Source organism: Streptomyces sp. NPDC027185 (genome assembly GCF_055567035.1).
The window spans coordinates 541788-564076 of sequence record NZ_JBVHRF010000003.1 but is presented as its reverse complement, the minus strand read 5'-3'; the positions used below and the strand labels follow the sequence as shown (position 1 = coordinate 564076).

At 73.8% G+C, this 22289-nt stretch carries 20 protein-coding genes; 7 read left to right on the top strand and 13 right to left on the bottom strand.

Annotated elements, in window-relative coordinates; genetic code table 11:
- The first annotated feature begins 7 nt into the window (after positions 1-7).
- The 3 genes from ACZ4M8_RS12600 to ACZ4M8_RS12590 are packed head-to-tail and all read left to right on the top strand — an operon-like array spanning position 8 to position 3802.
- Positions 8-307 carry a sarcosine oxidase subunit delta gene (locus ACZ4M8_RS12600; protein WP_467606159.1) on the top strand — a complete coding sequence of 100 codons (300 nt, stop codon included), beginning with the start codon at positions 8-10 and terminating at the stop codon, positions 305-307.
- A complete protein-coding gene (locus ACZ4M8_RS12595) occupies positions 304-3192 on the top strand; it encodes an FAD-dependent oxidoreductase (protein WP_467606156.1) in 2889 nt (962 codons plus the stop codon). The genes ACZ4M8_RS12600 and ACZ4M8_RS12595 overlap by 4 nt, the downstream gene beginning before the upstream one ends.
- Positions 3185-3802, top strand: a complete 618-nt coding sequence (locus ACZ4M8_RS12590) for a sarcosine oxidase subunit gamma (RefSeq protein ID WP_467606155.1) — start codon at positions 3185-3187, stop codon at positions 3800-3802. Before ACZ4M8_RS12595 ends, ACZ4M8_RS12590 begins: the two co-directional genes overlap by 8 nt.
- Positions 3803-3862: 60 nt before the next feature.
- Here the strand turns inward: ACZ4M8_RS12590 and ACZ4M8_RS12585 are convergent, their stop codons facing one another.
- The 6 genes from ACZ4M8_RS12585 to ACZ4M8_RS12560 form a co-directional block, all read right to left on the bottom strand.
- Positions 3863-4264, bottom strand: coding sequence for a DUF6917 domain-containing protein (locus tag ACZ4M8_RS12585; protein WP_467606152.1), 402 nt, complete (start codon positions 4262-4264; stop codon positions 3863-3865).
- Positions 4261-5193, bottom strand: a complete 933-nt coding sequence (locus ACZ4M8_RS12580; protein WP_467606151.1) for a Gfo/Idh/MocA family protein — start codon at positions 5191-5193, stop codon at positions 4261-4263. Before ACZ4M8_RS12580 ends, ACZ4M8_RS12585 begins: the two co-directional genes overlap by 4 nt.
- A complete protein-coding gene (locus ACZ4M8_RS12575) occupies positions 5190-6359 on the bottom strand; it encodes an Ldh family oxidoreductase (RefSeq protein ID WP_467606149.1) in 1170 nt (389 codons plus the stop codon). The genes ACZ4M8_RS12580 and ACZ4M8_RS12575 overlap by 4 nt, the downstream gene beginning before the upstream one ends.
- A gap of 105 nt (positions 6360-6464) precedes the next feature.
- Positions 6465-7763 carry a M20/M25/M40 family metallo-hydrolase gene (locus ACZ4M8_RS12570; RefSeq protein WP_467606147.1) on the bottom strand — a complete coding sequence of 433 codons (1299 nt, stop codon included), beginning with the start codon at positions 7761-7763 and terminating at the stop codon, positions 6465-6467.
- Entirely contained in the window at positions 7760-8698 is a 939-nt protein-coding gene (locus ACZ4M8_RS12565; protein ID WP_467606144.1) for a sugar phosphate isomerase/epimerase family protein, read from the bottom strand. The genes ACZ4M8_RS12570 and ACZ4M8_RS12565 overlap by 4 nt, the downstream gene beginning before the upstream one ends.
- Positions 8688-9761: a Gfo/Idh/MocA family oxidoreductase gene (locus tag ACZ4M8_RS12560; RefSeq protein ID WP_467606143.1), complete on the bottom strand. Its 1074-nt coding sequence runs from the start codon at positions 9759-9761 to the stop codon at positions 8688-8690. The genes ACZ4M8_RS12565 and ACZ4M8_RS12560 overlap by 11 nt, the downstream gene beginning before the upstream one ends.
- 521 nt (positions 9762-10282) lie before the next feature.
- On the opposite strand from ACZ4M8_RS12560, the gene ACZ4M8_RS12555 reads away from it, so the two are divergent.
- Positions 10283-11542 carry a nucleotide sugar dehydrogenase gene (locus ACZ4M8_RS12555; protein WP_467606141.1) on the top strand — a complete coding sequence of 420 codons (1260 nt, stop codon included), beginning with the start codon at positions 10283-10285 and terminating at the stop codon, positions 11540-11542.
- 92 nt (positions 11543-11634) lie between these two features.
- Here ACZ4M8_RS12555 and ACZ4M8_RS12550 read toward each other — a convergent pair whose 3' ends face one another.
- From ACZ4M8_RS12550 to ACZ4M8_RS12520, 7 genes are all read right to left on the bottom strand, one after another.
- On the bottom strand, positions 11635-13245 hold the full coding sequence (locus ACZ4M8_RS12550) for a class I adenylate-forming enzyme family protein (protein ID WP_467606140.1): 1611 nt from the start codon (positions 13243-13245) through the stop codon (positions 11635-11637).
- The gene (locus ACZ4M8_RS12545; protein WP_467606138.1) at positions 13242-14063 is read right to left on the bottom strand and encodes a class I SAM-dependent methyltransferase; all 822 of its coding nucleotides are present in this window, start codon (positions 14061-14063) and stop codon (positions 13242-13244) included. Before ACZ4M8_RS12545 ends, ACZ4M8_RS12550 begins: the two co-directional genes overlap by 4 nt.
- Complete coding sequence (locus ACZ4M8_RS12540; RefSeq protein WP_467606137.1) at positions 14060-15184, bottom strand: DegT/DnrJ/EryC1/StrS family aminotransferase; 1125 nt, start codon at positions 15182-15184, stop codon at positions 14060-14062. Before ACZ4M8_RS12540 ends, ACZ4M8_RS12545 begins: the two co-directional genes overlap by 4 nt.
- A complete protein-coding gene (locus ACZ4M8_RS12535; RefSeq protein ID WP_467606135.1) occupies positions 15181-16380 on the bottom strand; it encodes a DegT/DnrJ/EryC1/StrS family aminotransferase in 1200 nt (399 codons plus the stop codon). The genes ACZ4M8_RS12540 and ACZ4M8_RS12535 overlap by 4 nt, the downstream gene beginning before the upstream one ends.
- Positions 16381-16472: 92 nt before the next feature.
- Positions 16473-17003, bottom strand: coding sequence for an EF-hand domain-containing protein (locus ACZ4M8_RS12530; RefSeq protein ID WP_467606133.1), 531 nt, complete (start codon positions 17001-17003; stop codon positions 16473-16475).
- A 25-nt stretch (positions 17004-17028) separates the two neighbouring features.
- The gene (locus ACZ4M8_RS12525; protein WP_467606131.1) at positions 17029-17451 is read right to left on the bottom strand and encodes a hypothetical protein; all 423 of its coding nucleotides are present in this window, start codon (positions 17449-17451) and stop codon (positions 17029-17031) included.
- A 98-nt stretch (positions 17452-17549) separates the two neighbouring features.
- Positions 17550-18083, bottom strand: a complete 534-nt coding sequence (locus ACZ4M8_RS12520) for an EF-hand domain-containing protein (RefSeq protein ID WP_467606129.1) — start codon at positions 18081-18083, stop codon at positions 17550-17552.
- Between the two features lie 506 nt (positions 18084-18589).
- Here ACZ4M8_RS12520 and ACZ4M8_RS12515 point away from each other — a divergent pair.
- The 3 genes from ACZ4M8_RS12515 to ACZ4M8_RS12505 all read left to right on the top strand — a co-directional run bounded on the left by ACZ4M8_RS12515 (position 18590) and on the right by ACZ4M8_RS12505 (position 21921).
- Positions 18590-19567, top strand: a complete 978-nt coding sequence (locus tag ACZ4M8_RS12515; protein ID WP_467606127.1) for a UbiA family prenyltransferase — start codon at positions 18590-18592, stop codon at positions 19565-19567.
- The gene (locus ACZ4M8_RS12510) at positions 19564-20919 is read left to right on the top strand and encodes an NAD(P)/FAD-dependent oxidoreductase (RefSeq protein ID WP_467606125.1); all 1356 of its coding nucleotides are present in this window, start codon (positions 19564-19566) and stop codon (positions 20917-20919) included. The genes ACZ4M8_RS12515 and ACZ4M8_RS12510 overlap by 4 nt, the downstream gene beginning before the upstream one ends.
- A gap of 123 nt (positions 20920-21042) precedes the next feature.
- On the top strand, positions 21043-21921 hold the full coding sequence (locus tag ACZ4M8_RS12505; protein ID WP_467606123.1) for an SAM-dependent methyltransferase: 879 nt from the start codon (positions 21043-21045) through the stop codon (positions 21919-21921).
- Positions 21922-22289: the final 368 nt, after the last annotated feature.

Here is a 22289-nt window from a genome sequence, read left to right as displayed (position 1 = left end):
AGACCTGGTGCTCCAGCTGACCTGCCCGTGGTGCGGGCCGCGCGACGAGACCGAGTTCCACTACGGCGGACAGGCCCATGTGGCCCGGCCCGCCGACCCGGCGGCGCTCGACGACGAGGCGTGGGCCGCGTACCTCTTCCTCCGCGACAACCCGGCCGGACCGTTCGCCGAGCGGTGGGCGCACAGTCTGGGCTGCCGCCGCTGGTTCCACGCCGTGCGGGACACCGTCAGCTACACGGTGCTCGCCACCTACCGCCCCGACGAACCGCGGCCCGCCGCCGCCCGACCGGACGGAGAGGCCCGATGACCCGTCGCCCCGACCAGCCCGCCCGGCTGCCGCACGGCGGCCGGACCGACCGCACCACCACCCTCCGCTTCACCCTCGACGGCCGGGAGCTGACCGGCCATCCGGGCGACACGGTGGCCTCCGCGCTGCTCGCCCACGGTCTGCCCGGCGCCGCGCCGTCCCTCTACCGCGGACGGCCGCGCGCCGTCATGGCCGCGGGCGTCGAGGAGCCGAACGCCCTGCTGCGGGTCGAGGGCCCCTGCGCGGAGAGCATGCTGCCCGCCACCACCGTCGAGCTGTACGACGGGCTGCGCGCCACCGCCCTCTCCGGACGCGGCCGCCTCGACCCCACGCCCGACCCCGCGGTGTACGACAAGAAGTACGTGCACACCGACGTCCTGGTCATCGGCGGCGGACCGGCCGGTCTCGCCGCGGCGGCCGCCGCGGGCCGCTCCGGGGCGCGGGTGCTGCTCGTCGAGGACCGGCCGGAGACCGGCGGCGCGCTGCTCGCCGCCGCCCCCGGCGACGGCCCGGAAGCGGCCGCCCTGACCTGGGCCACCGCCACCCGCGCGGCGCTGGAGGCGGAGCCGGACGTCCGGGTGCTGACCCGCACCTGCGCCTTCGGCGCGTACGACGGCAACTACGTACTGGCGCTCCAGCGGCGCACCGATCATCTGGGACCGGCGGCGCCCGCCGGGGTCTCCCGGCAGCGGCTGTGGCACATCCGCGCACGTCAGGTGGTGCTGGCGACCGGCGCCCACGAGCGGCCGCTGGTCTTCGCCGGGAACGACCGGCCGGGCATCATGCTCGCCCACGCGGTACGCACCTACCTGCACCACTACGGGGTGCTGCCCGGCCGCCGCGCGGTGGTGGCGACCACCGGCGACAGTGCGTACGCCACCGCCTCGGCCCTGGCCGCGGCGGGCTGCGCGGTCGCCGCCGTCATCGACTCCCGGCCCGAACTGACCGCCACCGCACGGGAGTTCCGCGACCGCACCGGGGTGCCGGTGCGCACCGGCAGCGCCGTGACCGCCGCCTCGGGGACCGAACGGGTCGACGGGGTCACCGTCCGCCCGCTGGACGCGGCGGGGGCGCCCGCCGGGCCCGGCACGGCGCTGACCTGCGATCTGCTGGCGGTCTCGGGCGGCTGGAGCCCCGTCGTCCACCTGCATTCCCAGCGGCAGGGCACCCTGCGGTGGGACACCGGTCTCGCCGGGTTCGTGCCCGGTGCGGCGGTGGACGGACAGCACACGGCCGGTGCGGTGCGCGGTACGTACGACACCGCCGGCTGTCTCGCCGAGGGCGCCCGCGCCGGGGCGCTGGCGGCGACCGCCGCGGGCTTCGCGGCCACCGTCCCGCCGCCGCACCGGCCGCAGCCCCCCTCCCCTGTCCGGCCGCTCTGGCTGATCCCCGGCGACGACGGCGACCCGGCCACCTGGGACACCCACTTCGTCGACCTCCAACGGGACGTGACCGTCGCCGATCTGTACCGCGCGGCGGGCACCGGGATGCGTGGCGCCGAACACCTCAAGCGGTACACCTCGCTGGGCACCGCCAACGACCAGGGCCGGACGTCCGGCGTCGCCGCGCTCGGTGTGCTCGCCGCGCTGCGCGGCGCGGATTCCCCGGCCGCGCTGGGCACCACCACCTACCGGGCGCCGTACACCCCCGTCGCGTTCGCCGCGCTGGCCGGGCGGGAGACCGGCGCGCTCTACGACCCCGCGCGCCGCACCGCGCTGCACGAGGGGCACCTCGCACGCGGCGCGGTCTTCGAGGACGTCGGCCAGTGGAAGCGACCGCGTTACTACCCGCGGCCCGGTGAGGACATGGACGCGGCGGTGGCGCGCGAGTGCCGGGCCGCGCGGGAGGGCGTCGCCTTCATGGACGCCTCCACGCTCGGCAAGATCGAGATCCGGGGCGCGGACGCCGGGGAGTTCCTGAACCGCGTCTACACCAACGGCTTCAAGAAGCTGCGCCCCGGCTCCGCCCGCTACGGCGTGATGTGCGGGGAGGACGGAATGATCGTCGACGACGGTGTCACCCTCCGCCTCACCGACGACCGCTACTTCATGACCACGACCACCGGCAACGCCGCCGCCGTCCTCGACCGGCTGGAGGAATGGCTCCAGACCGAATGGCCCGAACTGGACGTCACCTGCGTCTCCGTCACCGAACAGTGGGCCACCGTCGCCGTCGTCGGCCCCCGCTCCCGCGCCGTCGTCGCCCGCCTCGCCCCCGCACTCGACGTGAGCCGGGAAGCCTTCCCCTTCATGACCCTGCGCGAGACCGTCCTCGCCTCCGGCATCCCCGCCCGCATCTGCCGCATCTCCTTCTCCGGCGAACTCGCCTACGAGATCAACGTGGCGGCGTGGTACGGCCAGGCCGTGTGGGACCACGTCGAGGAGGCGGGCCGCCCCGAAGGCATCACCCCGTACGGGACGGAGGCGATGCACGTACTCCGCGCCGAGAAGGGGTTCCTCATCGTCGGTCAGGACACCGACGGCACCGTCACGCCGCTGGACGCCGGTATGGACTGGGTGATCTCCCCCCACAAGGACTTCATCGGCAAACGGTCGCTGTCGCGCCCCGACACCGCCCGCGCGGACCGCCGGCAACTCGTCGCCCTGGTCCCCGCCGACCGCCGCACCCGGCTGCCGGAGGGCACCCAGATCATCGACCGGGGCACCCCCCTGACGCCGCAGAACGGCCCGGTCCCGATGCTGGGCCACATCACCTCCGGCTACCACAGCCCCGCGCTCGGCCACCCGTTCGCGCTGGCCCTGATCGCGGGCGGGCGCGCCCGGATCGGCGACGAGGTGGTGGCTGTCGTCGGCGACACCCCGGTACCGGCCGTGGTGTGCTCCCCCGTGCTGTACGACCCCGAAGGGACCAGGCGTGATGGCTGAACCGACCGCACCGGAACCCACCGCGCTGCGCCGCTCCCCGCTGGCGCACCTGACCGGCGCCCTGCGCGCCGCGACCGTCACCGGCCCGCGCGCGGTGGCCCTGAGCGAACTCCCCTGCCGGACGATGACCGCCCTGCGCGCCGCCCCCGACGGCCCGGCCGCCGCCCGCCTGACGCGGGTGCTGGGCGCGCCGCTGCCCACGCGGTGCGGGGACACGTCCCGCGGCGACCACGGCACCGCGCTCTGGCTGGGACCCGACGAATGGCTGCTGCTCGCTGAGGACGGCGCCCCGGCGCCGCTCGCCGCCCTGACGACGGCTCTGGACGACGCCCCCGGTCACGTACTGGACGTCTCCGCCCAACGCACCGTCCTGGAACTGCGCGGCCCCTCCTCCCGCGACGTCCTGGAGAAGGGCTGCGCCCTCGACCTCCACCCCCGCGCCTTCCCCCCGGGCCGGGCCCTGGCCACCGCCCTCGGCACCGTCCCGCTCCTCCTCTGGCACCCCGCCCCCGGCACCTACCGCCTGCTCCCCCGCTCCTCGTTCGCCGACCATCTGGCGCACTGGCTGATGGACGCGATGGCGGAGTACGGGCTGCCGGAGGTGGGGTGAGGGGCGAGTCCGCCCGGCGCGGGGGCCGGCGCACGGGCCACGGTGTGCCGGCCCCCGTCGTCACTGCGTGAAGACGATCTCCGTCTCCGGGCCGAGGCCCAGCTCAGGGCCGGTGCGGGGGGCCGGTGTCGTCAGCAGGATGTTGTAGTGGTTGGGGAAGTGGCAGGCGTCGAAGCCGAGGACGGTGGCGATACGGCGGCCGTCGGCCCAGACGGTGTCGCCGCGGTCCAGGACGCCGCCGCACTCCAGCTCCACGAAGCCCAGGAACCCCACCCGGTCCACGGGGCCCTCGGCCGCGGTCCCGGTGTGGTCGGTGGTGACCAGCTCATGGACCTCGCCCGCCCGGACGCAGCGGGAGGCGAACGGCTCCAGCGTCATCCCCCGGTCGTCGCGGCGGTGCGTGAGGACCTTCACCAGCCGTCCGTGCACCGCCCGCTTGGGGCCGTCCTCCGCCGGGTTCACGCGCGGACCTCCCGCCGGGTGCCGCAGGCGTAGGCGTCGGCGACGAGTTCCGCGGTGACCAGGCCGTCCGGCGCCGTCGGACCGCCGCTCACGCCGGCGCGTACGGAACGGGTGAACTCCCGCAGCACGCCCTCGTACTCGTGCCAGAGCGAGCCCTTGAACGCGGTGTGTCCGGCAAGCATGTCGGCGTGGTCGGTGCGGCCGTCGGCGAGGCGTACCTCGACGGTCTTCCGCTCCCCCGGGTACGACCAGTCCAGCACGATCCGGACGGCGGTCCCGGCGGGCGTGTCCAGTTGGAGCTGCGCCGCGCGGTCCACACCGCGGGCGTCGAGGTGCAGCTCCGCGCCGGTGACGTGGACCTCGCCGAGGAGGAGACGGGCCACGTCGAGGGCGTTGGGGCCGTTGTCGGCGAGGCAACCGCCGCCGCAGCGCGCCGGGTCGAGGTACCAGCGGTCCCGCCCGGCGTGCTCCTCGATCAGCTCCTCGTACCGCACCGTCAGGGCCGTGACGTGCGCGTCGCGGGGCAGCCGGTCGCGGAGAGCGAGCACCTCGGAGTTGTAGCGGCGGTGGAAGGAGGTGAAGAGCACGGCGCCCCGCTCCCGCGCCAGGGTGACCAGGCGCCGGGCGTCCTCGGCGCTGTTGGCGAGCGGCTTCTCCACACAGACCGCGCGCCCGGCGGTGAGCGCGTCGCGGCAGACGGGGAAGTGCAGGTCGTTGGGGACGTTGACGATGACGGCGTCCACCTCGGCGGTGGCCAGCAGGTCGCGGTGGGCGGTGTACCGGGCGACGTGCGGCGGCAGATCGCGGTGGGTGGCGGTGTCCGGGTCGCAGACCGCGACGAGGTCCGCCTCCGGGGAGCGTTCGAGGGCGGCCAGGTAGAAGCGGGAGATGACACCGAGCCCGATGATGCCGATCCGCAGCGGGGTCATGCGGTACCTCCGGCCACCACGGCGCCGGGGAACGGCAGTCCGGTGGCGTCCGCGACGGCGCGCAGTTCGGTGTGGAGCGCGGCGGACAGCGGGACGCCGTGGGCGCGCCGGTCACGGCTGCGGCGCTGTTCGTGCCAGCCCGGGTAGCGGACGGGGTCGTCCGGATCGTGCGGCGGGCAGTCGAGGAGCGCGCCGAAGAGGCCGGTGGCGGCGGTGGCGAAGGCGTCCGGGGAGCGCAGTGCGGCCGGGGCGACGGCGAGCAGGAAGTAGCCGACGTCGTCGTCCGGACGGGAGGTCGGCCGCCCGCCCGCGACGGGCTGCGGGCCCACCCCGGCGCCGGGGACCAGCGCGGACAGCACCTCGACGAGCAGCCCGAGCCCGAAGCCCTTGTGGACGCCGCGGTCCGGGTCACCGCCCAGCCACCGCAGCTGGGCCTCGCCGCGGTCGTACGCCGCGGGGTCGGTGACGTCGCCTCCGGTGGCGTCGGTCAGCCAGCCGGGCGGGATCGTTCCGCCCGCGCGGGCGGCGGCGCGGATCCGGCCGGTGGGGACGACGCTGGTGCTCATGTCGAGGGTGAACGGCGGGTGATCGCCGGCCGGGGAGGCGAGGGCGAGCGGGTTGGTGCCGAGCATCGGGGCGGCGCCGCCGGGCGGCGGGACGAGGCGCTGGTGACCGCAGTTGGCGGCGGCGAGGCCGATCATGCCGTGTCCGACGGCGCGCAGCGCGTGGAACCCGGCGCAGCCGAAGTGGGTGCCGCCGCGGACCGAGACCATGCCGATGCCGTGGGTGCGGGCCCGTTCGACGGCGAGGTCCATCGCCTCGGCGGCGGCCCAGAGTCCGAGGGCGCGGCGGGCGTCGAGGAGGACGGCGGCGCCGGTGTCGGTGACGGTCTCCGGTTCGGCGTGCGGATCGCAGCGCCCGGAGTCCAGGAGCGGCAGGTAGAGCCGGGCGAGGTTGGTCAGGCCGTGGGTGGTGAAGCCGGTGAGGTCGCCGTGGCACAGCGCCTCGGCGGCGGTGGCGGCCCGCCCGCCGGGCAGGCCCCGTGCGCGCAGCACGCCGGCGGTGAAGGCGAGCAGCGCGTCGTACGGGACGCGGACCTCGGGGACGGGGCCGGGGACGGTGTCCGGGGCACGGCCGGTGGCCGGTGCGGCGGGGGTCGGGGGCATCGTGGCGGGGTTCCTCTCGGTGTGGGCGGGACGGTCGGCGGGGCGCGGTGGGGTGGCTCCGGGGCGCACCCGCCCGTTGGGGTTCCGGGGCGGGCGGCGCGGCGTTCATCCGGAGCGGGCGCGCCGCCGGGCGGTGAAGGCGGTCAGGACGCGGGCGATCTCCTCGGCGTAACGGTCCAGGTCGGCGAGGTCGGCGAACTCGCCGTCGGCGTGGGCGCGGTTGGCGCCGAGGTCGCCGGGGCCGAGGACGGCGGTGCAGCTGTCGGGGACGTCGGCCATCCAGATGGCGTCGCAGGTGAAGGCCGGTTCGGCGTCCGGCCAGCGGGTGAGTCCGGCGTCCTTGCCCAGCAGGTCGTCGGCGAGGGCGGCGCGGCTGTGCAGGGCCGGCAGGCCGCGTTTGTGCCAGCGGACGGAGGTGAGGGCGGCGGCGTCCTCGACGGTGCGGGCGAGGGTGGGTTCGGCGGCGGCCGAGGCGCGGAAGGCGGCGATCCCCTCCCGTACGGCCGTGTGGAGCGCGGCTTCGGCGGCGCGGGCGGTGGCGCGGTTGCCGTAGGAGAGGTTCAGCAGCAGGCGGCCGGTGCCGTAGACCTTGTTGTGGCGGTCGCCGGTGTGGAGTCCGGCGACGCAGACGCCGGCGTCGGGAACCCGTCCGGGCAGGACGGTGGCGAGGTGGTGGGCGAGGTGGCCGAGGAGGGCGGTGGCGTTGTGTCCGGCGGCCGGGCAGTCGTCGACCGCGTCGGCGCCGTCGACCTGGACGCAGGCGGTCATCGCGGCGGTGGCGCGCGGCAGGTAGCGGTGCCGGGTCGGTTCGCAGAAGAGGTTGAGCGCGCCGGTCAGGCCCTCGCGGACCAGCGGCCGGGTGCCGTAGGTGCCCATGGCGCCGCCCTCCTCGCCCGCGACCGCCTGGACGAGGACGGCGGTGTCGGTGCCGACGGCGGGGTCGCGGGCCATGGCCGCGCGGATACCGGCGAGGAGGGCGACGGCCGGGCCCTTGGCGTCGATGGCGCCGCGGCCGTGGAAGCGGGTGCCGTCGAAGGTGGCGGGCCACCAGCCGCCGACGGTGTCGAGGTGGACGTTGAACATGACGGTGTCCGCGCGCGGCAGCGGCGGCCCCAGCCGCAGGACGAGCGAGGGCTGGCAGGCGAGGAAGTCGGGACGCCCGGCGGCGGCCTCGCGGACGGTCAGCGGCACGTCGTCCCGGTCGAGTTCGTCCGGGTGCGGTGCGGCGTGGCGCACGGTGGCGAGGCCGAGCGGGGCGGCCGCCGCGGCGTAGGCGCGTCCGGCGTCCCAGAGGCGGACGCCGGTGGTGTCGCCGCCGTTCTCCAGCGGTCCGGCGGTGGGCGTGTCGAGGAGGCGGAGCAGCAGGTCGCGGTCGGCGGTCCGGAGGCGGGCGGGTGCGGTCACGGGTGGCCGCCCGCTTCCGCCGGCGCCGTGCGGACCTCGCGCTCCACGAGGCGTTCCAGGGCGCGGCCGTACGCGGTGAAGGCGGCGATGCCGTCCAGTTCGCGGTGGTCGGTGCCGTCGTGCGGGCGCAGCCGGGTGTGCGGCTCGATGGACCAGGTGCCCTGCCAACCGCGGCGGGCCAGGGTGGCGAGGCAGGCGGCAACACCGGACTGTCCGTGGCCGGGGAGGGTGTAGACGATGTCGCCGTCCGGTCCGGCGGTGGCGTCCTTGACGTGGACGTGGGCGACGTGGTCGATGACGGCGTCGAGGAGGGCGGGGGCGTCGTAGCCGTGCGGGACGCCGTTGCCGATGTCGAACAGCAGGCGCAGTGCGGGGCTGCCGACGTGGTCGAGGAGGGCGAGCATCCGGTCGGCGCGGGTCCCGGCCCAGCCGTGGCAGTTCTCGTGGAGCAGAACGAGCCCGTGGTCCTCGGCGAAGCGGGTGAGGGTGGTCATCCGGTCGAGGACGCGGCGGCGCCATTCGTCGTCGGTCAGTCCGCCGTCGGGGTAGGACATCACGCGGACGTGGCGGGTGCCGAGGGTGGCGCAGCGGGCGGCGAGGACGCGCAGTTCGTCGAGGTCCTGGGCGAACGGGCCGGTGGCCGGGCGGCTCCAGTTGGCGATGCGGGAGTCGACGCAGACGACGTCGGTGCCGGTGTCGGCGAGGCGTGCGGCGAGGGCGTCGAAGGCGGCGGGGGGCAGGTCGGCGAGGGCGGTGCCGTCGACGGAGCGGAGTTCGACGGCGCGCCAGCCCAGACCGTGGACCGCGGCGAGCTGCCCTTCGGCGTCGGCCGCCGCCTCGTCGCCGATGCCCGCGTAGCGGATGCCGGGCGCGGCCCATCCGGTGCCCGGCCCCGGCTGCGGGTGGGGGGTGTGTCGGGCGGACTCAGCCGGCATGTCCGGCCACCTCTTTCCGGTCGGTGGTGCGGGTGGGCCGCGACGGGGCCGCGGCGGCCAACCGGCGGGCGTCGTCGAGGAGTTCAACGGTGCGGATGTGCAGGTCGAGAGCGCCCGGTCCGCCGGGGAGGGCGGCGTCGTCCGGGGTGGTGCGGCCCGCGGCGTGGCGGTAGGCGCGGAGCAGGCAGCGGGTGAGGGCGTCGTCGGGGAGCAGTTCCCGGGTGACGGCCGCGGGCCCGGTGCCGGACCGGTGCTCGATGCGGAGCTGGGCGATGTCGTCGTCCTCGCTGATCGGGTAGTCGCCGGTCAGCCGGGCGCGGTCGGTCTCGATGACGATACGGCGGCGGCGGACGGGCGAGGTGAGGTCGGAGTGGACCTCGCTGCGGGCGCCGGCGGTGTGGGCCAGGCGTAGCCGGGCGGTGCCCAGGCGGGGGGCGACGGCGTCGCCGAGACGGACATCGCTCCAGGCGGCGTCCTCGGCGCGGGCGTCGCCGAGCAGCCGCAGCAGCACCCCGACGGCGTGCGGGACCTCGACCTCGAAGGCGCTGCTGTGGCCGGCGGTGGTCAGGGAGCGGCGGAAGCGCGGTTTGTGCTGGGTGACGCCGATGTGCCGGACGGGCCCGAGGTGTCCGTCGCCGAGGAGAGCGGCGAGACGGTCGGTCAGCGCGCTGTGCAGCCAGGGGGCGACGACGGTGACGTCCAGACGGTGGCGGTCGACGGCGGTACGTACCCGGTGGAGTGCGGTGCGGTCGGCGGCCAGTGGCTTCTCGACGACGAGGCGGCGGAAGCCGAGCGCCGCGACCTCTTCCAGCACGCCGTCGCGGACGGCGGGCGGGGTGCAGAGGTGGACGACGGTCCGCTCGGGGTCGAGGAGGCGGCGGGCCTCGCGGAGGTCGGCGGCGAGGGTGAGCCCGTCCGGGGCGACCGGCGTCCGGTCCGGGTCCACGCCCACGACCGGCTCCGCGGCGAGAAGACCGGGCTCGGCTCCGCGGGCGCGCAGCAGGACCGGCAGGTGAAGCCCCGTTCCGGCTCTGCCGAGCCCGACGAGCAGGGTGCGCAGCACGGTGGGTGTGCCTCCTTCGTGATGTTCGGTGTGTCGGCCGGACGGCGCCCAGGAAGCCCGGAGCCGTTCCCTTTTCCGGCGATCGCCGTTTTCCTGGTAAGTCCTGCTTGCCCCTCCTTTTCCCGGCGAAATTCAGCCAGGATCCGAAGGACGGAACACCTCCGCCCGGAAGGCCGGAGGGCGCAAATCCGCACCGGCATCCGCACCGGATCGGCCAGCTCATCGGACGGAAAGGAAAACGTGTTGTCACTCCATGACGAGCGGTCACGTTACCTCTCTCGCACGTCCGCGACTTGCCGCACCGAAACAATTGATCACATTCGACGAAGGGCGATCAAAAAAGCCGGACAGTGACCACCTGCGGGCAAATTCAGAATGATCACGAGCGAACCTGAACACTTTCACCAATCCGAGTGAACCGCTCTTCTCGAAGCCCCTTCGAACGATTCCGCTCATTTAAGGTTGTGCCGAAAATCGGGGGATCGTACGGGATTCCTGCGAGGGACGCAGCGTGAGGAGAAATGGTGGAAAGACTGGCCGTGATCGGTCTCGGTTACACAGGGCTCCCGCTGGCGCGCGAAGCCTGCGCCGCGGGAATGCAGGTCACCGGGGTGGATACGAATCCGGCCGTGCCGGCGACGCTGGAATCCGGCCGCTCACCGCTGCCGGATCTCACCGAAGCCGATATCGCGGCGATGCGCTCCGCCGGCTTCCACGCCACCACCGACCCCGGCGTCCTCGCCGAGGCGTCCGTCGCCGTCCTCTGCGTCCCGACACCGCTGGACGACGCGGGCGGACCGGATCTGACGCACGTCCGGGACGCGGCACGGGCGCTGGGCACCCATCTGAAACCGGGCACACTCGTCATTTTGGAATCCACGTCGTTCCCCGGCACCACCGACGGTCCGGTCCGCGCGATTCTGGAAGAATGCTCCGGTCTCACCGCCGGCCCGGATTTCTCCCTCGCCTTCTCACCCGAGCGTATCGACCCCGGAAATGAACACTTCGGCGTCCGCAACACCCCGCGCGTGGTCGGCGGTCACACCCCGGCCTGCACGGAAGCCGCCCTCGCTTTCTTCCGGAAATTGTGCGACCGCGTGGTACGGGCCTCTTCCGCCCGCGAGGCGGAGCTGTCCAAATTGCTGGAGAACGTCTACCGCAGCGTCAATATCGCCCTGGTCAACGAAATCGCGATGACCGCCCGCGCCTGGGGAATCGACGTCTCCAACGCCATCGACTGCGCCAGCAGCAAACCCTTCGGTTTCCAGGAATTCCGCCCCGGCCCCGGCGTGGGCGGCCACTGCATTCCCGTCGACCCCGCCTATCTGACGCACTGGGCGCGCGAGATCGGCTCCCCGCTGCCGCTGGTCGAACTGGCCCAGCGCATCAATTCCGCCATGCCCTCCCATGTCGTCCACCGCGCCGGACAGCTTCTGAACGGCGCCGGGAAGGAATTGGCCGGCTCCCACGTCCTGCTCGTCGGCGTGACGTACAAGCGCGACAGCCGCGACCTGCGGTCCACACCCGCCGCACCGCTCGCCCGCCTGCTGGACGAGGCCGGGGCCCGGGTGACGTACCACGATCCGCTCGCCGACGGCTGGTCCCCGGACGGCACGGCCGTCCCCGCCGCGCCGAATCTGCGCCGGGCCGCGACAGAGGCGGACCTGACCATCCTGCTCCAGGACCACCGGGTGATCCCCGTCGACGAACTGCCGCGGTGGGCGCCGCTGCTGCTCGACACCCGCGACCGCCTCCGCGGCACCACCGCCCAGCCCCTCTGAGCCCGCCGCGCCGAGTCGGCCGTACGGCCCGCGGGCGCTCCACCGGATCCGCATCCGGGGAGCGCCCGCGGGCCGTACGCGGTGGACCGGTCTCACGTCCACCGGCCGGTACCCAGCGGTTCCGCGCCGCGCGGGCGCACCAGACGGCGCAGTTCGAGGCGGCGCACCTTGCCCGTCTCGGTGCGCGGGATCTCCTCCCACTCCCACACCAACGGCTCCGCCATCGCCGGCAGATCACCCACCGCCGCGGCCCACGCCTCCGCGTCGAGCGTGCCGTCGGCGGTCACCAGCACCGGCAAAAGCTCCGGCCCCGGGACACCCAGGACGGTGCACTCGACGACATCGGCGAGCCGGTCCTCGATCACGTCCTCCAGCTCCACACAGCTCGCGCCGGGGACGGAGTCCACCTCCCGGTCGGTGAGGATCAGACTGCCGCCGCGGGTCACCGTCCCGATGTCGCCGGTGTTCCACCACGGGCCGTCGGCCTTCGCCGCCCAGCGCTCCGGCTCGCCCACGTACCCCACGCACCGCGCCTTGGTACGGACGAGGATCAACCCGGAGCGGCCCCGTCCCACCGGGCGCAGCGTCTTCGGGTCGACCACCCTCAGCCGGGTGCGTCCCGGCACCGGCCGCCCCAGGTCACGGGTGGTGGGGTGACGGTCCCCACTCCGCTCCAGGGACTTGCGGGTCAGCATCCGGAAGGTCAGCGGACCGGTCTCGGTCTGGCCCCAGCCCTGGAGCCAGCGCGGCTGCCGGTGCCCGGAGGCCGCCAGGAACCCGCGGACGGTCGGCGGGTGGACCGCGTCGAAGGTGCTGATGTAGAGCCGGACGTCCCGGAAGGCGTCGCTGCGGCGAGCGGCCAGTTCACGCCAGGTGACGAAGGTGCCGGGGGCCGCCTCCAGCGTGGTGGGCGGGGTACGCAGCAGTGTCCGCTCCGCCGTCTCCGGGTCGTGGTCGGCGAGGAGGACGACGGCGCGCGGCTCCAGGTGCAGCACGCTGATCGACCAGGGCACGGCCCGGCCGTGGGTGAACGGATCGGCGCTCGCCACCGTGTCGGAGCGGCGGCTGGCGAGCACCGGGACGCGGTGGCACTCGAAGTGGGCGAGGCGGTGGACCATCGTCCGGGTCGAGTGCTCCACCAGCTTCGGCAGCCCGGTCGTCCCGGAGGTGTGGTGAATGATCATGGTGTCGTCCACCGCGCGCGTGACCACCGGCGGGACGGTGTGCCCGTCGACGTCGTCGGCGGTGAGGAGCTCCCCGGCGGCGGGGCCGTCGTACGGCACACCGCCGACGAGGAGGGTGCGCGCGGCGCAGGCGGTGAGGTCGGTGCCGGGGCGGGCGGTGAGGGTGGTGGCCGTGGTGACCAGCAGCGCCGGGTCGATCCGGTGTAGCAGGTCACGGAGGGTGTCCCCGCGCAGCCGCGGGGAGAGCAGCGCCGGGACGGCGCCGAGGCGGGACGCGGCGCAGGCCAGCAGCACGGTGTCCCAGTGGTTGGGTTTGACGACGGCCACGCGGTCGCCGGCGCGGACGCCCGCGGCGGCCAGCCGGGCGGCGGTCTGCCGCACCAGATCCGCGAGTTGCCCGATGCCGTACTCCGTCGGACCCTCCGGGGCCAGGTCGAAGGGGCGGCTGAGGTGGACGGCGGTGCGGCTGCCGCGGTCGGCCAGGACGTCGAAGAGGGTGCCGAGAGCGGGGGGTTTCACGGTGCCGGGTGTCCCTTCCGGGAGGTGTCGGAGGCGGGGCGCCGTCCGTGGACGGTGACCATCACCTGGGAGAGCCAGCAGTGGGCGGGGTCGGTCAGCTCCACCTGGGCGCGGGCGAGCCGTTCCTCGGTGACGGCGCCGCGGGCGAGCATCGCGGGCGTCAGATGCTCCAGCCACAGCGCGAACCACCGCGCCGCGTCACTGCCGCCGCGCACCACCGCCGAACGGCCTTCGGCGACGATGTCCACCAGCCCGGCGTCGGTGGCGAGTTGCACGTCGAGCAGCCCGCAGCGCGGGTGGTATCCGGACGCGCACATCACCTCGTAGGCGGCGCGTTTGACGTCGCTGAGGAAGTCGCCGTGCGCGGGGTGGCTGAAGAGCGAGGCGGTGTCGGTGTCCTCCAGGACGAGGTGGCCGCCGGGCTTGAGGGCGCGGTGGAGACGGTCCACGGCCTGCTGCCGGTCACCGACGTGCTGGAGGACGAGACGGGCGTGGATGAGGTCGAAGTGCGCCTCGGGCAGCTCGTCGGTGACGACGTCGTGGCGGTGGACGGTCACACCGCGGCCGGTCAGCCACTTCAGGCGCTCGGTGTCGAGGTCGGCGGCGACCACCTCGCCGGTCGGTCCGGTCCGGTCGGCCAGCCAGGCGGCGATGGAACCGCGCCCGGCGCCGATCTCCAGGCAGGACCAGCCGGCGCCGACACCGGTGGCGGCGAGCCGTTCGCGGGTGCCCGGGTCCCAGAGCGCCTCCCCCAGGGCGAGACGTTCCTCCTCGCGGGCGAAGGCGGTGGCGAAGACGTAGCGGTCGGCAGAGGTCACCGGAGCGCTCCTTCCGTGGCGAAGGCGCAGACCGCGTCGGCGATGTGCTCCACCTGCGTGTCCGTCAGATGCGGGTACACCGGCAGGGCCAGCTGCCGTTGCGCCGCGCGCTCGGCGTGCGGCCAGCGCCGTCCGGCCGGGGCGTACGGGGCGAAGGCCGGCTGGTGCGGCAGCGGCTGCGGGTAGTAGACGTGCGAGGCCACGCCCTGCCCGGCGAGGTGGTCGCGGAGGGCGTCGCGCCGCTCGGCGAGGAGCGAGTAGACGTAGTAGCAGCGGCCGTTGCGTCCGGGCGGCGGGGGCAGCACCCCGGCGTCGCGCAGCGGGGTGAAGCGCTCGGTGTAGTAGGCGGCGATGCGGGCGCGGCGCTCCAGGCGGGCGGCGAGTCCGGGCAACCGGTGCAGCTGGAAGGCGGCGAGGATCTCGTCGAAGCGGCTGTTGTATCCCAGCCGCTGGTGGACGAAGCGCGGGCCTTCCTGGCCGTGGTTGCGCAGCGCCCGCACGGTGCGGGCCAGCACCGGGTCCGAGGTGAGGACCGCGCCGCCCTCCCCCGCCGTGCCGAACGTCTTGACCTGCACGAACGAGAAGACTCCGGCGTCGCCCCAGGTGCCCGCGGGCCGGCCGTCGAGAACGCCGCCCTGGGCGACGGCGGAGTCCTCGACGAGGCGCACGCCGCGGTCGTCGGCGAGCTTGCGCAGCGCCGGCATGTCGGCCATCACGGAGAACATGTGGGCGGGCATCAGCGCCTTGGTCCGGCCGGTGACCGCATCGGCCATCGCCTGCGGATCGGCCACCATCGTCCAGGGATCGATGTCGGCGAAGACCGGGGTGGCGCCCAGCCCCGCGACGGTGTTGGCGAGCGGCGCGCAGCCGTAGGCGGGGACGACGACCTCGTCGCCGGGGCCGATGTCCATGGCCCGCAGGACGAGGGTGAGGGCGGAGGTGCCGCTGGAGCAGGCGATGGCGTCGCCCGTGCCGTAGGTGGTGCGCAGCGCGTCCTCGAACGTGGCGGTGCGGGTGCCGAGGATGAACTTCTGGTCGGACGCGGTGCCGATCTCGTGGACGAGGTCGATGAGGACCTCACGGTCCTGCTCGAAGAGGTCCGGCGGGAAGAACGGGATCAACGGGCGGCCCTCCCGGTGGCGAAGCGGTGGATGAGGTCGCAGACGCGATCGACGTCGCCGGTGCCCAGATCCGGGTAGAGCGGCAGCGCGACGGTCCGCTCGCAGGCCCGTTCGGCGTGCGGGAACTGCCCCCGGCGGTACCCGAGGTGGGCGAAGCAGGGCTGGAGGTGGAGCGGGACGGGGTAGTACGTCTCGGTGCCGACGCCGTGCTCGGCGAGGTAGGAGACGAGGGCGTCGCGGCGTTCCACCTCGATCAGGTAGACGTAGAAGACCGGTTCGGTGGGGACGGCGTGCGTCACGAGGGTGGGCAGGCAGAGGACGCCGGGGGTGGAGCGGAGCCGTTCGGTGTAGGCGGCGGCGAGGGCGGCGCGGCGGCGGATGTCCTCGGCGAGGGAGGGGAGTTTGCCGAGGAGGACGGCGGCCTGGAGGTCGTCCATCTTGCTGTTGACGCCGATGAGGTCAGTGGGGCGGTTGATGCCCGGGAAGTGGCCGAGAGTGCGGCCGTGGCGTCCGTGGTGGCGCAACGCCGCGACGGTTTCGGCAAGTTGCGGATCGTCGGTGAGGAAAGCCCCGGCGTCGCCGAGCGCGCCGAGAGTCTTGGTGGGGAAGAAGGAGAGCACACCGCCGGCGCCGAGGAGCCCGGCGTGGACACCGCCCCAGCGCATGCCGATCGCCTCGGCGCTGTCCTCCAGGACGGTCAGACCGTGCCGTTCGGCGACCCCGGTCAGGCCCGCCATGTCGGCCATCTGGCAGAAGAGGTGCACCGGCATCAGCATCCGGGTGCGGTCGGTGACGGCGGCCTCCGCGGCGGCGGGGTCGAGGCCGTAGCCGACGGGGTCGATGTCGGCGAAGACGGGGGTGCCGCCGGCGAGGGCGACGGAGGACGCGGTGGCCATGAAGCTGAAGGCGGGGACGACGACCTCGTCGCCGGGGCGCAGCCCGCAGGCGCGCAGGGCGAGGACGAGGGCGTCGGTGCCGCTGTTGACGCCGACGGCGAAGCGGGCGCCGGTCCAGGCGGCCAACGCCTGCTCGAACCGGCCCACTTGACTGCCGTGGGAGAACTTGCCGTCGTCGGCCACCTCGGTGAGACGGTCGCGGATGGCGGGCCAGCGCTCCTCGAAGGAGCGGGCGTGGGTGAAGAAGGGCACCGGGCGGGGCGGCGCCCCGGTGCGGCCGGTTGCGGTGTGGTGGTCCATGGGTCCTCGGGGTCGGTGCCGGCGGGGCGGGCCGGCGGCGGGAAAGGGCCGGGCCCCGCACCCGTCGGCGGAGGTGCGGGGCCCGGGGCGGGTCACAGCAGGGCGACGTCGAGCTCACCCGCGTGGTACTTGTGCACGGCCTGGACGAGTTCCTCGACGGACAGCACGCCGTCACCGTTGGCGTCGATGGCCGCGAACGCCGTGTCGGCGGTCTCCTCGGGGCTGCCGATCGCGCGGATCCAGGAGCGGAACTCCTTGGGGTCGACCTTGCCGTCGCCGTCGGTGTCGCAGAGTCCGACGATGGAGCTGATGGTCGGGCGCAGCACCTCGTTGAAGCCTTCCGCACCGCGGTCGAGGACCTGGCGGCCGGCCAGCTCACCGAACTGGGCGAAGTCGAGCGAGCCGCCTTCCTCGATCCCGGCGTGGCCGGCGAGGTAGTCCCACATGCCGAGGTAGGCGCTCAGCACGGCCTCGCCCTTCTCCGAGGACGGGGCGGTCTCGAAGGCCCGGAGGATGCGCTGGGCCTCCTCGTTCCAGTCGCTGCGGTCGATGCGGCCGTCGCCGTCCCGGTCCCACAGCTGGAACCGGCGCTGGAGTCGCTCTTGCTGTACGGCGTTGGTCATGAGTTTCTTCCTTCTCAAGGGAGGGTCATTGATAGGGGACGGACGTCCGCACGGCTGTGCCGTGGTCGCCCCCACCGCGGGCCGGAGCCCACAGGAGGTACAGCGCGACGACGACCGGCAGTACGAGCGTGATCAACTGCGCGACGACGTCGAAGAGGGAGAACATCCCGAGGTGGTACAGGTGGAAAAAGAGGTGCGGCACGGAGAAGACGAGCTGGGCCAGTGCCGCGGCCCGTACGAGCTGCGGGTGCGGCGAGCGGGCGGCGCAGAGCAGCACCGCCGCCAGCGCCACCACGAGCGAGCCGAAGTCCCGGACCAGATGCTCGTTGTACGGGGCGAAGACGGCGACCCAATGCCGGCCGGGCAGCGGGAAGTTCCGGAAGAAGCTGTGGGGCAGCAGGAGCGCCCACGCACCCGGAACGCCCTGGGCCAGGGCCGAGAGGACCAACGCCGCCCGTGTCCGTGCCGTCCGCGGGCCACCACGGCCCACGCGCAGTGCGGGCCGGAAGGACCGGACCGCACCACGGGATGGGAACACCACCCAGGTCAGGCGCCGAGCAGCGGGGCGTCCAGGTCACCGGCGTGGTAGCGGCCGACCGCGTGGACGATCTCCTGGACGGAGAGCTGACCGTCGCCGTTGGTGTCGACGGCCCGGAAGGCGGCGTCGGCGTCGGTGTCGGCGTTGATGGCCTTCAGCCACTTCGCGAACTCGGGCGGGCTGATCTGGCCGTCGCCGTCGGTGTCGGCCAGGTGAACCATCGCGTGGATGCTGGGCTGCAGGACGCGGGCGAAACCGGCCGGCCCGTCGGCGAGCACCTGCTCCTCGGCCACCTGAAGGAACTGCTCCTTCGACAGCGTGTCGCCGGCGCCGGCCTTCTCGCTGAGGTAGTCGAACAGCATCGGGTAGGCGTGCAGCAGCAGCTGTGCGCGGGGGGAGTCGGCCGTCTCGCCGAACGCCTCGACGATGCGGCGCGCCTCGTTCTTCAGGTCCTCGCGGCTGATCTGGCCGTCGCCGTCGGTGTCGTAGAGGGCGAAGCGCTGCTGAAGGCGGTCCTGCTGCAGGTCCTTGGTGTTAGGCATGACACTCCTTGAGGAATGAGTGACGGGCGGAATGTGCGACGAAGGGCGCCGGAAATGCGGCCGCAATAAGAATTCGCGGACAACTTGCGCCACAGGCATGGCTGACGCAAGGGATGGTGTCGTGGATACGCACGACGCCTCTGGGAAACCCACCGCTCTCACGGCGCTTCGTGCAGTCCAAGAATGTCCCAGCCGGGCCGAGGTATGCACCGGATGGAGCAAGGACGATCCGTACGAGTGACGTCGGCACCCGTTTCCCGCCACCGTCACTTACCTGGGCGGATGGGTTGGAGAAACGTTCCGAACAGGCCGCCGGGGCAGGGCCTGGGCGCCCGGAGGCCCTCCGCGTGGCGCGGGCCGTTCGAGGCCGCGCCTTGAAAACGATCACCTGATCTGATGAACATGCGCAACTGGCCTCTCAGTGGGTTCGACACGTCTCATACGGTCACTCCCGATTGATATTCGGCGGGCCGTTTTCGAGGCCCGCCGTGACCTGGGAGAGTTCTGTGACCCACGATTCCCATGGCGCCGTAGCGATTGCGCCACCCGTCTCCTCGGGGAAATTCGCTGCCTATTGCAGACTGGCCAAACTCGACATCTTCGACTATTACCTCAGCCTCGCCGTGGCATGGAGCCTGCTGGCCGCGCCGCTGCGCGCGGACTCCACCGCCCTCGCGGTGCTCGCGCTCTTCGGCCTCGGGATGCTCTGTCTCGTCGCCGCGATGACCACGTTCGACGACGTGACGGGGTTGCGTGACGGCAGCGACGCGGCCAACTACGGCCCCGACGCGCCGCTGCGCAAGCTCCGCCGCAAGCCCCTCCTCGCCGGCACGCTCACCGAGCGGGAGGCGATCCGCTTCGGCTGGTCCACCGCCGCCGGGTGTGTGCTGCTGTGGGGTGCGGCCGTGGCCCTCGCCCCGCACGCGCCGTGGTGGGCGGTGCTGACCGCCGCACTGTGCCTGGTCACCTCGGTGCAGTACTCCTACGGCCTGAAGATCAGCTACCACGGGTGGCAGGAGATCTTCATGGTCGCTCTGGGCCTGGGCCTGGTCGTGGCCCCGTACGGGCTGCTCAACGGCCACGCCACCGGCTTCGCGCTGGTGCAGGGGACGCTGTTCGGCCTCGGGCCGATGCTGTTCGGCGTCTACTCCAACACCAACGACCGGGCGGGGGACGCCGCCGTGGGCCGTCCGACGGTGGCCGTACTGACCTCCGAGCGCGGCAACAAGGTCTTCATCGGCGCGGTCTCCCTCCTGGAGAGCGTGCTGATCGCGGCGGCGACCGCCACCGGTCTGGCGCCGTGGTGGTTCCCGCTCGCGATGCTGCCGGTCATCGCGCTGCGTGCCACGCAATTCGTGACGGGCGTGGTCCGCGGCCGGATCCTGACGGCCCGCAAGCTCGGCACGTACACCCACCGTGTCTCGGTCGTGGCGCTGGTCGTCACCAACGTGCTGCTCACCGCGGCTGCCGGTGGTGGGGTGTGAGCACCGCCCATGACGTCGTGGTCGTCGGAGCGGGGATAGCGGGCCTGGCCGCCGCGGACACGCTGCGGCGGGCGGGCCGCTCGGTCACGGTGCTGGAGGCGTCCGACGCCGTCGGCGGACGGATGCGCTCCCACCGGGTGGACGGCTACGTCATGGACACCGGCGCCGAGTTGCTGTCCACCGCCGGATACGACGCGACCTGGCGGCTGATCCGCCGTACCGGGCTGGGGCCGGCCGACACCGTCCGTATCCCGGACCCCGTCGCGGCCTGGCGGGACGGCCGGGCGCACCGGCATGTCGGGGCGTCGCGCGCGCTGCTCAGCGGCGGCGGCCTCTCGCTCCGCGGACGCGCCGCGCTGGCCCGCTTCCTGGCGACGGAGAGCCGCCGCCGGGGCGCGTACGACCCGGATCTGCCCGAGCGCACCCCGCTGGGCACCCTGACGCTGGCGGAGTACGCCCGCGGGTACCGGTCCGAGCTGCACGACTTCCTCTTCCAGCCGATCGCCGGGTGTTTCTTCGGCTGGGACACCACGCGCTCCGCCGCCGCGCCGTTCGTCACCAACATGCTGGCCTGCGGCTCCACCACCCGCTGGCGCACCTACGCCGACGGGATGGACACCCTCGCCCGCCGGCTGGCGCGCGCCTGCGACGTGACGACCGGCTGTACCGTCCGCGAGGTGATCTCGGCCGCGGGCCACGCCCGGGTCGTCACGGACACCGGCACGCTCACCGCCCGCGCGGTGCTGCTGTGCGTCCCGGCACCGGTGGCGCTGCGGCTGCACGTCAACGCCCCGGAGGACGAGGTCCCGTACCTCGACGCGTGCGGCTACGTCCCGCGGCTGAAGGTGAGTTACACGCTCGACCGACCGCTGGCGCCGCGGTCCGGCGAGTCGGCGTACTGCGTCCTGCTGCCGGCGGCCGGGGAGCCGGAGCTGGCCGGTCTGATGATGGAGCACAACAAGGCCGGCCGAGTGCCGGAGGGCCGTGGTCTGGTGTCGGTGATGGCGGCGCCGGCCGTCGCCCGGGAACTGGTGGACGCGCCCGAGGGCGAGATCCTGGCCCGGCTCGGGGACGCCGCCGCCCGCTATCTGCCGGAGCTGCGCGCGGCCACCCTCCGCACCTTCGTGCACCGCTGGCCGCACGGCATCCCGGAGGCCACCCCGCGGGCGCTGGCCCATCGCGACGCCTTCCTCGGCCGCGCCGCCGCGCCCGTCGAGTACGCGGGTGACTGGCTGATGCTCCGCCCCAGCAGCGAAGGGGCCGTGCGGTCCGCCGAGTTGGCGGCGGCGCGGGTCCTGTCGCGGCTGCCGCGCACCGCGCCCGCGCTGCCGGGCCGCTCCCGCACCCGCTGATCCGTCGTGTGCCCGCCGCTCCGGCCCGGGGCGGGCGGACGGCGCACGCCACCGGGCCGGATGCCCCGTCCGCCGCACGGCTCCCGCCGGCCGGACGCCACCGTCACCATGTGAGGGACCTTCATGACGAGCACCGTCGAAGCGAACATCGGCGAAGACAACCCGGTCATCCGCAGCTCCTACGAGCAGCAGCTGCAGACCTACTGGGACACCAAGACCACCGACGACATCAATCTGCTCCTCGGCGCGGAGGACGGTCTCTACCACCACCACTACGGCGTCGGCGGCTACGACCCCGCCGTGCTCGCCGCCCCGCCCGAGCGGCGCGAGGCGCTGATCCTGCGGGAGATGCACCGTATGGAGAACGCCGAGACGGAGCTGATCCTGGACGCGCTGGGTGACATTCCGGCCTCGGCGCGCGGGATGGACGCCGGTTCGGGGCGCGGCGGCACCTCGTTCATGATCGCGGAGCGGTTCGGCTGCCGGATGGACGGGGTGAACTTCTGCGCCCACCACATCGCGTTCGCGGAGCGTGTCGCCAAGGAGCGCGGCTGGGACGACCGGGTGCAGTTCCACTACGCGAACATGCTCCAGACGCCGTTCGCCGACCGTTCCCTCGATTTCATCGTCAGCAACGAGACGACGATGTACGTCGATCTGCACGACCTCTTCGCGGAGTTCGCCCGACTGCTGCGGCCCGGCGGCCGGTACGTCTGTGTCACCTGGTGCCGCAACGAGACGGTCGCGGACCGCTCCGACGCCTCCCGGCGGATCGATGAGCACTACGTGAGCCGGATGCACCGGCGCGGTACGTACTTCGAGGCGATGGCGGCCAACGGGCTGGTGCCGTACCACGTGGGGCGGCACACCGCCGAGGCGATCCCGTACTGGGAGCTGCGCGATCACTCGGAGCGGCGGACCGGGGTCGAGAAGCCGTTCCTGGAGGGTTACCGGGAGGGCAGCATGGACTATCTGGTGATCGGGTGTGAGCGGGTGGGCTGACCCGGTCCGGCCGGTGGGCCGGGCCCGTTCCGGCCGGCGTCGTCGCCTTGTGCGGCGGCGCCGGTCGGCGTGTGCGGCCGGGTGACGGGAGGCCGCGCGTTGACAGCGGGCGGACGGCTGTCCGTTAATAGGCCCGGTGGCGCGTGGCACCGGCCAAAGAGCAGTGGGCCGGCCGGTGACCGGGCGTGCACCCCGATCGTGAGGGGCCTGCCGTGAGCATGTACTCCGCGCCCTGTCCGTGACGTAAGTACCGCCGCCGGGCGGCACCGTTCCGCGGTGTCCGCCGTGCGGTCGCTGCGTCGAGCCGTCTCTTCCTTCTCCGCCGCGGCGCGTCCGCACGGGCCGTGTCCCATGCCGCCGCGTCGTGT

Coding starts and splice junctions, on each gene's coding strand:
- ACZ4M8_RS12530 (WP_467606133.1), bottom strand. CDS start 17,003: ATGACCAACGCCGTACAGCAAGAGCGACTCCAGCGCCGGTTCCAGCTG.
- ACZ4M8_RS12555 (WP_467606141.1), top strand. CDS start 10,283: ATGGTGGAAAGACTGGCCGTGATCGGTCTCGGTTACACAGGGCTCCCG.
- ACZ4M8_RS12575 (WP_467606149.1), bottom strand. CDS start 6,359: ATGCCCCCGACCCCCGCCGCACCGGCCACCGGCCGTGCCCCGGACACC.
- ACZ4M8_RS12595 (WP_467606156.1), top strand. CDS start 304: ATGACCCGTCGCCCCGACCAGCCCGCCCGGCTGCCGCACGGCGGCCGG.
- ACZ4M8_RS12565 (WP_467606144.1), bottom strand. CDS start 8,698: ATGCCGGCTGAGTCCGCCCGACACACCCCCCACCCGCAGCCGGGGCCG.
- ACZ4M8_RS12590 (WP_467606155.1), top strand. CDS start 3,185: ATGGCTGAACCGACCGCACCGGAACCCACCGCGCTGCGCCGCTCCCCG.
- ACZ4M8_RS12505 (WP_467606123.1), top strand. CDS start 21,043: ATGACGAGCACCGTCGAAGCGAACATCGGCGAAGACAACCCGGTCATC.
- ACZ4M8_RS12520 (WP_467606129.1), bottom strand. CDS start 18,083: ATGCCTAACACCAAGGACCTGCAGCAGGACCGCCTTCAGCAGCGCTTC.
- ACZ4M8_RS12580 (WP_467606151.1), bottom strand. CDS start 5,193: ATGACCCCGCTGCGGATCGGCATCATCGGGCTCGGTGTCATCTCCCGC.
- ACZ4M8_RS12535 (WP_467606135.1), bottom strand. CDS start 16,380: ATGGACCACCACACCGCAACCGGCCGCACCGGGGCGCCGCCCCGCCCG.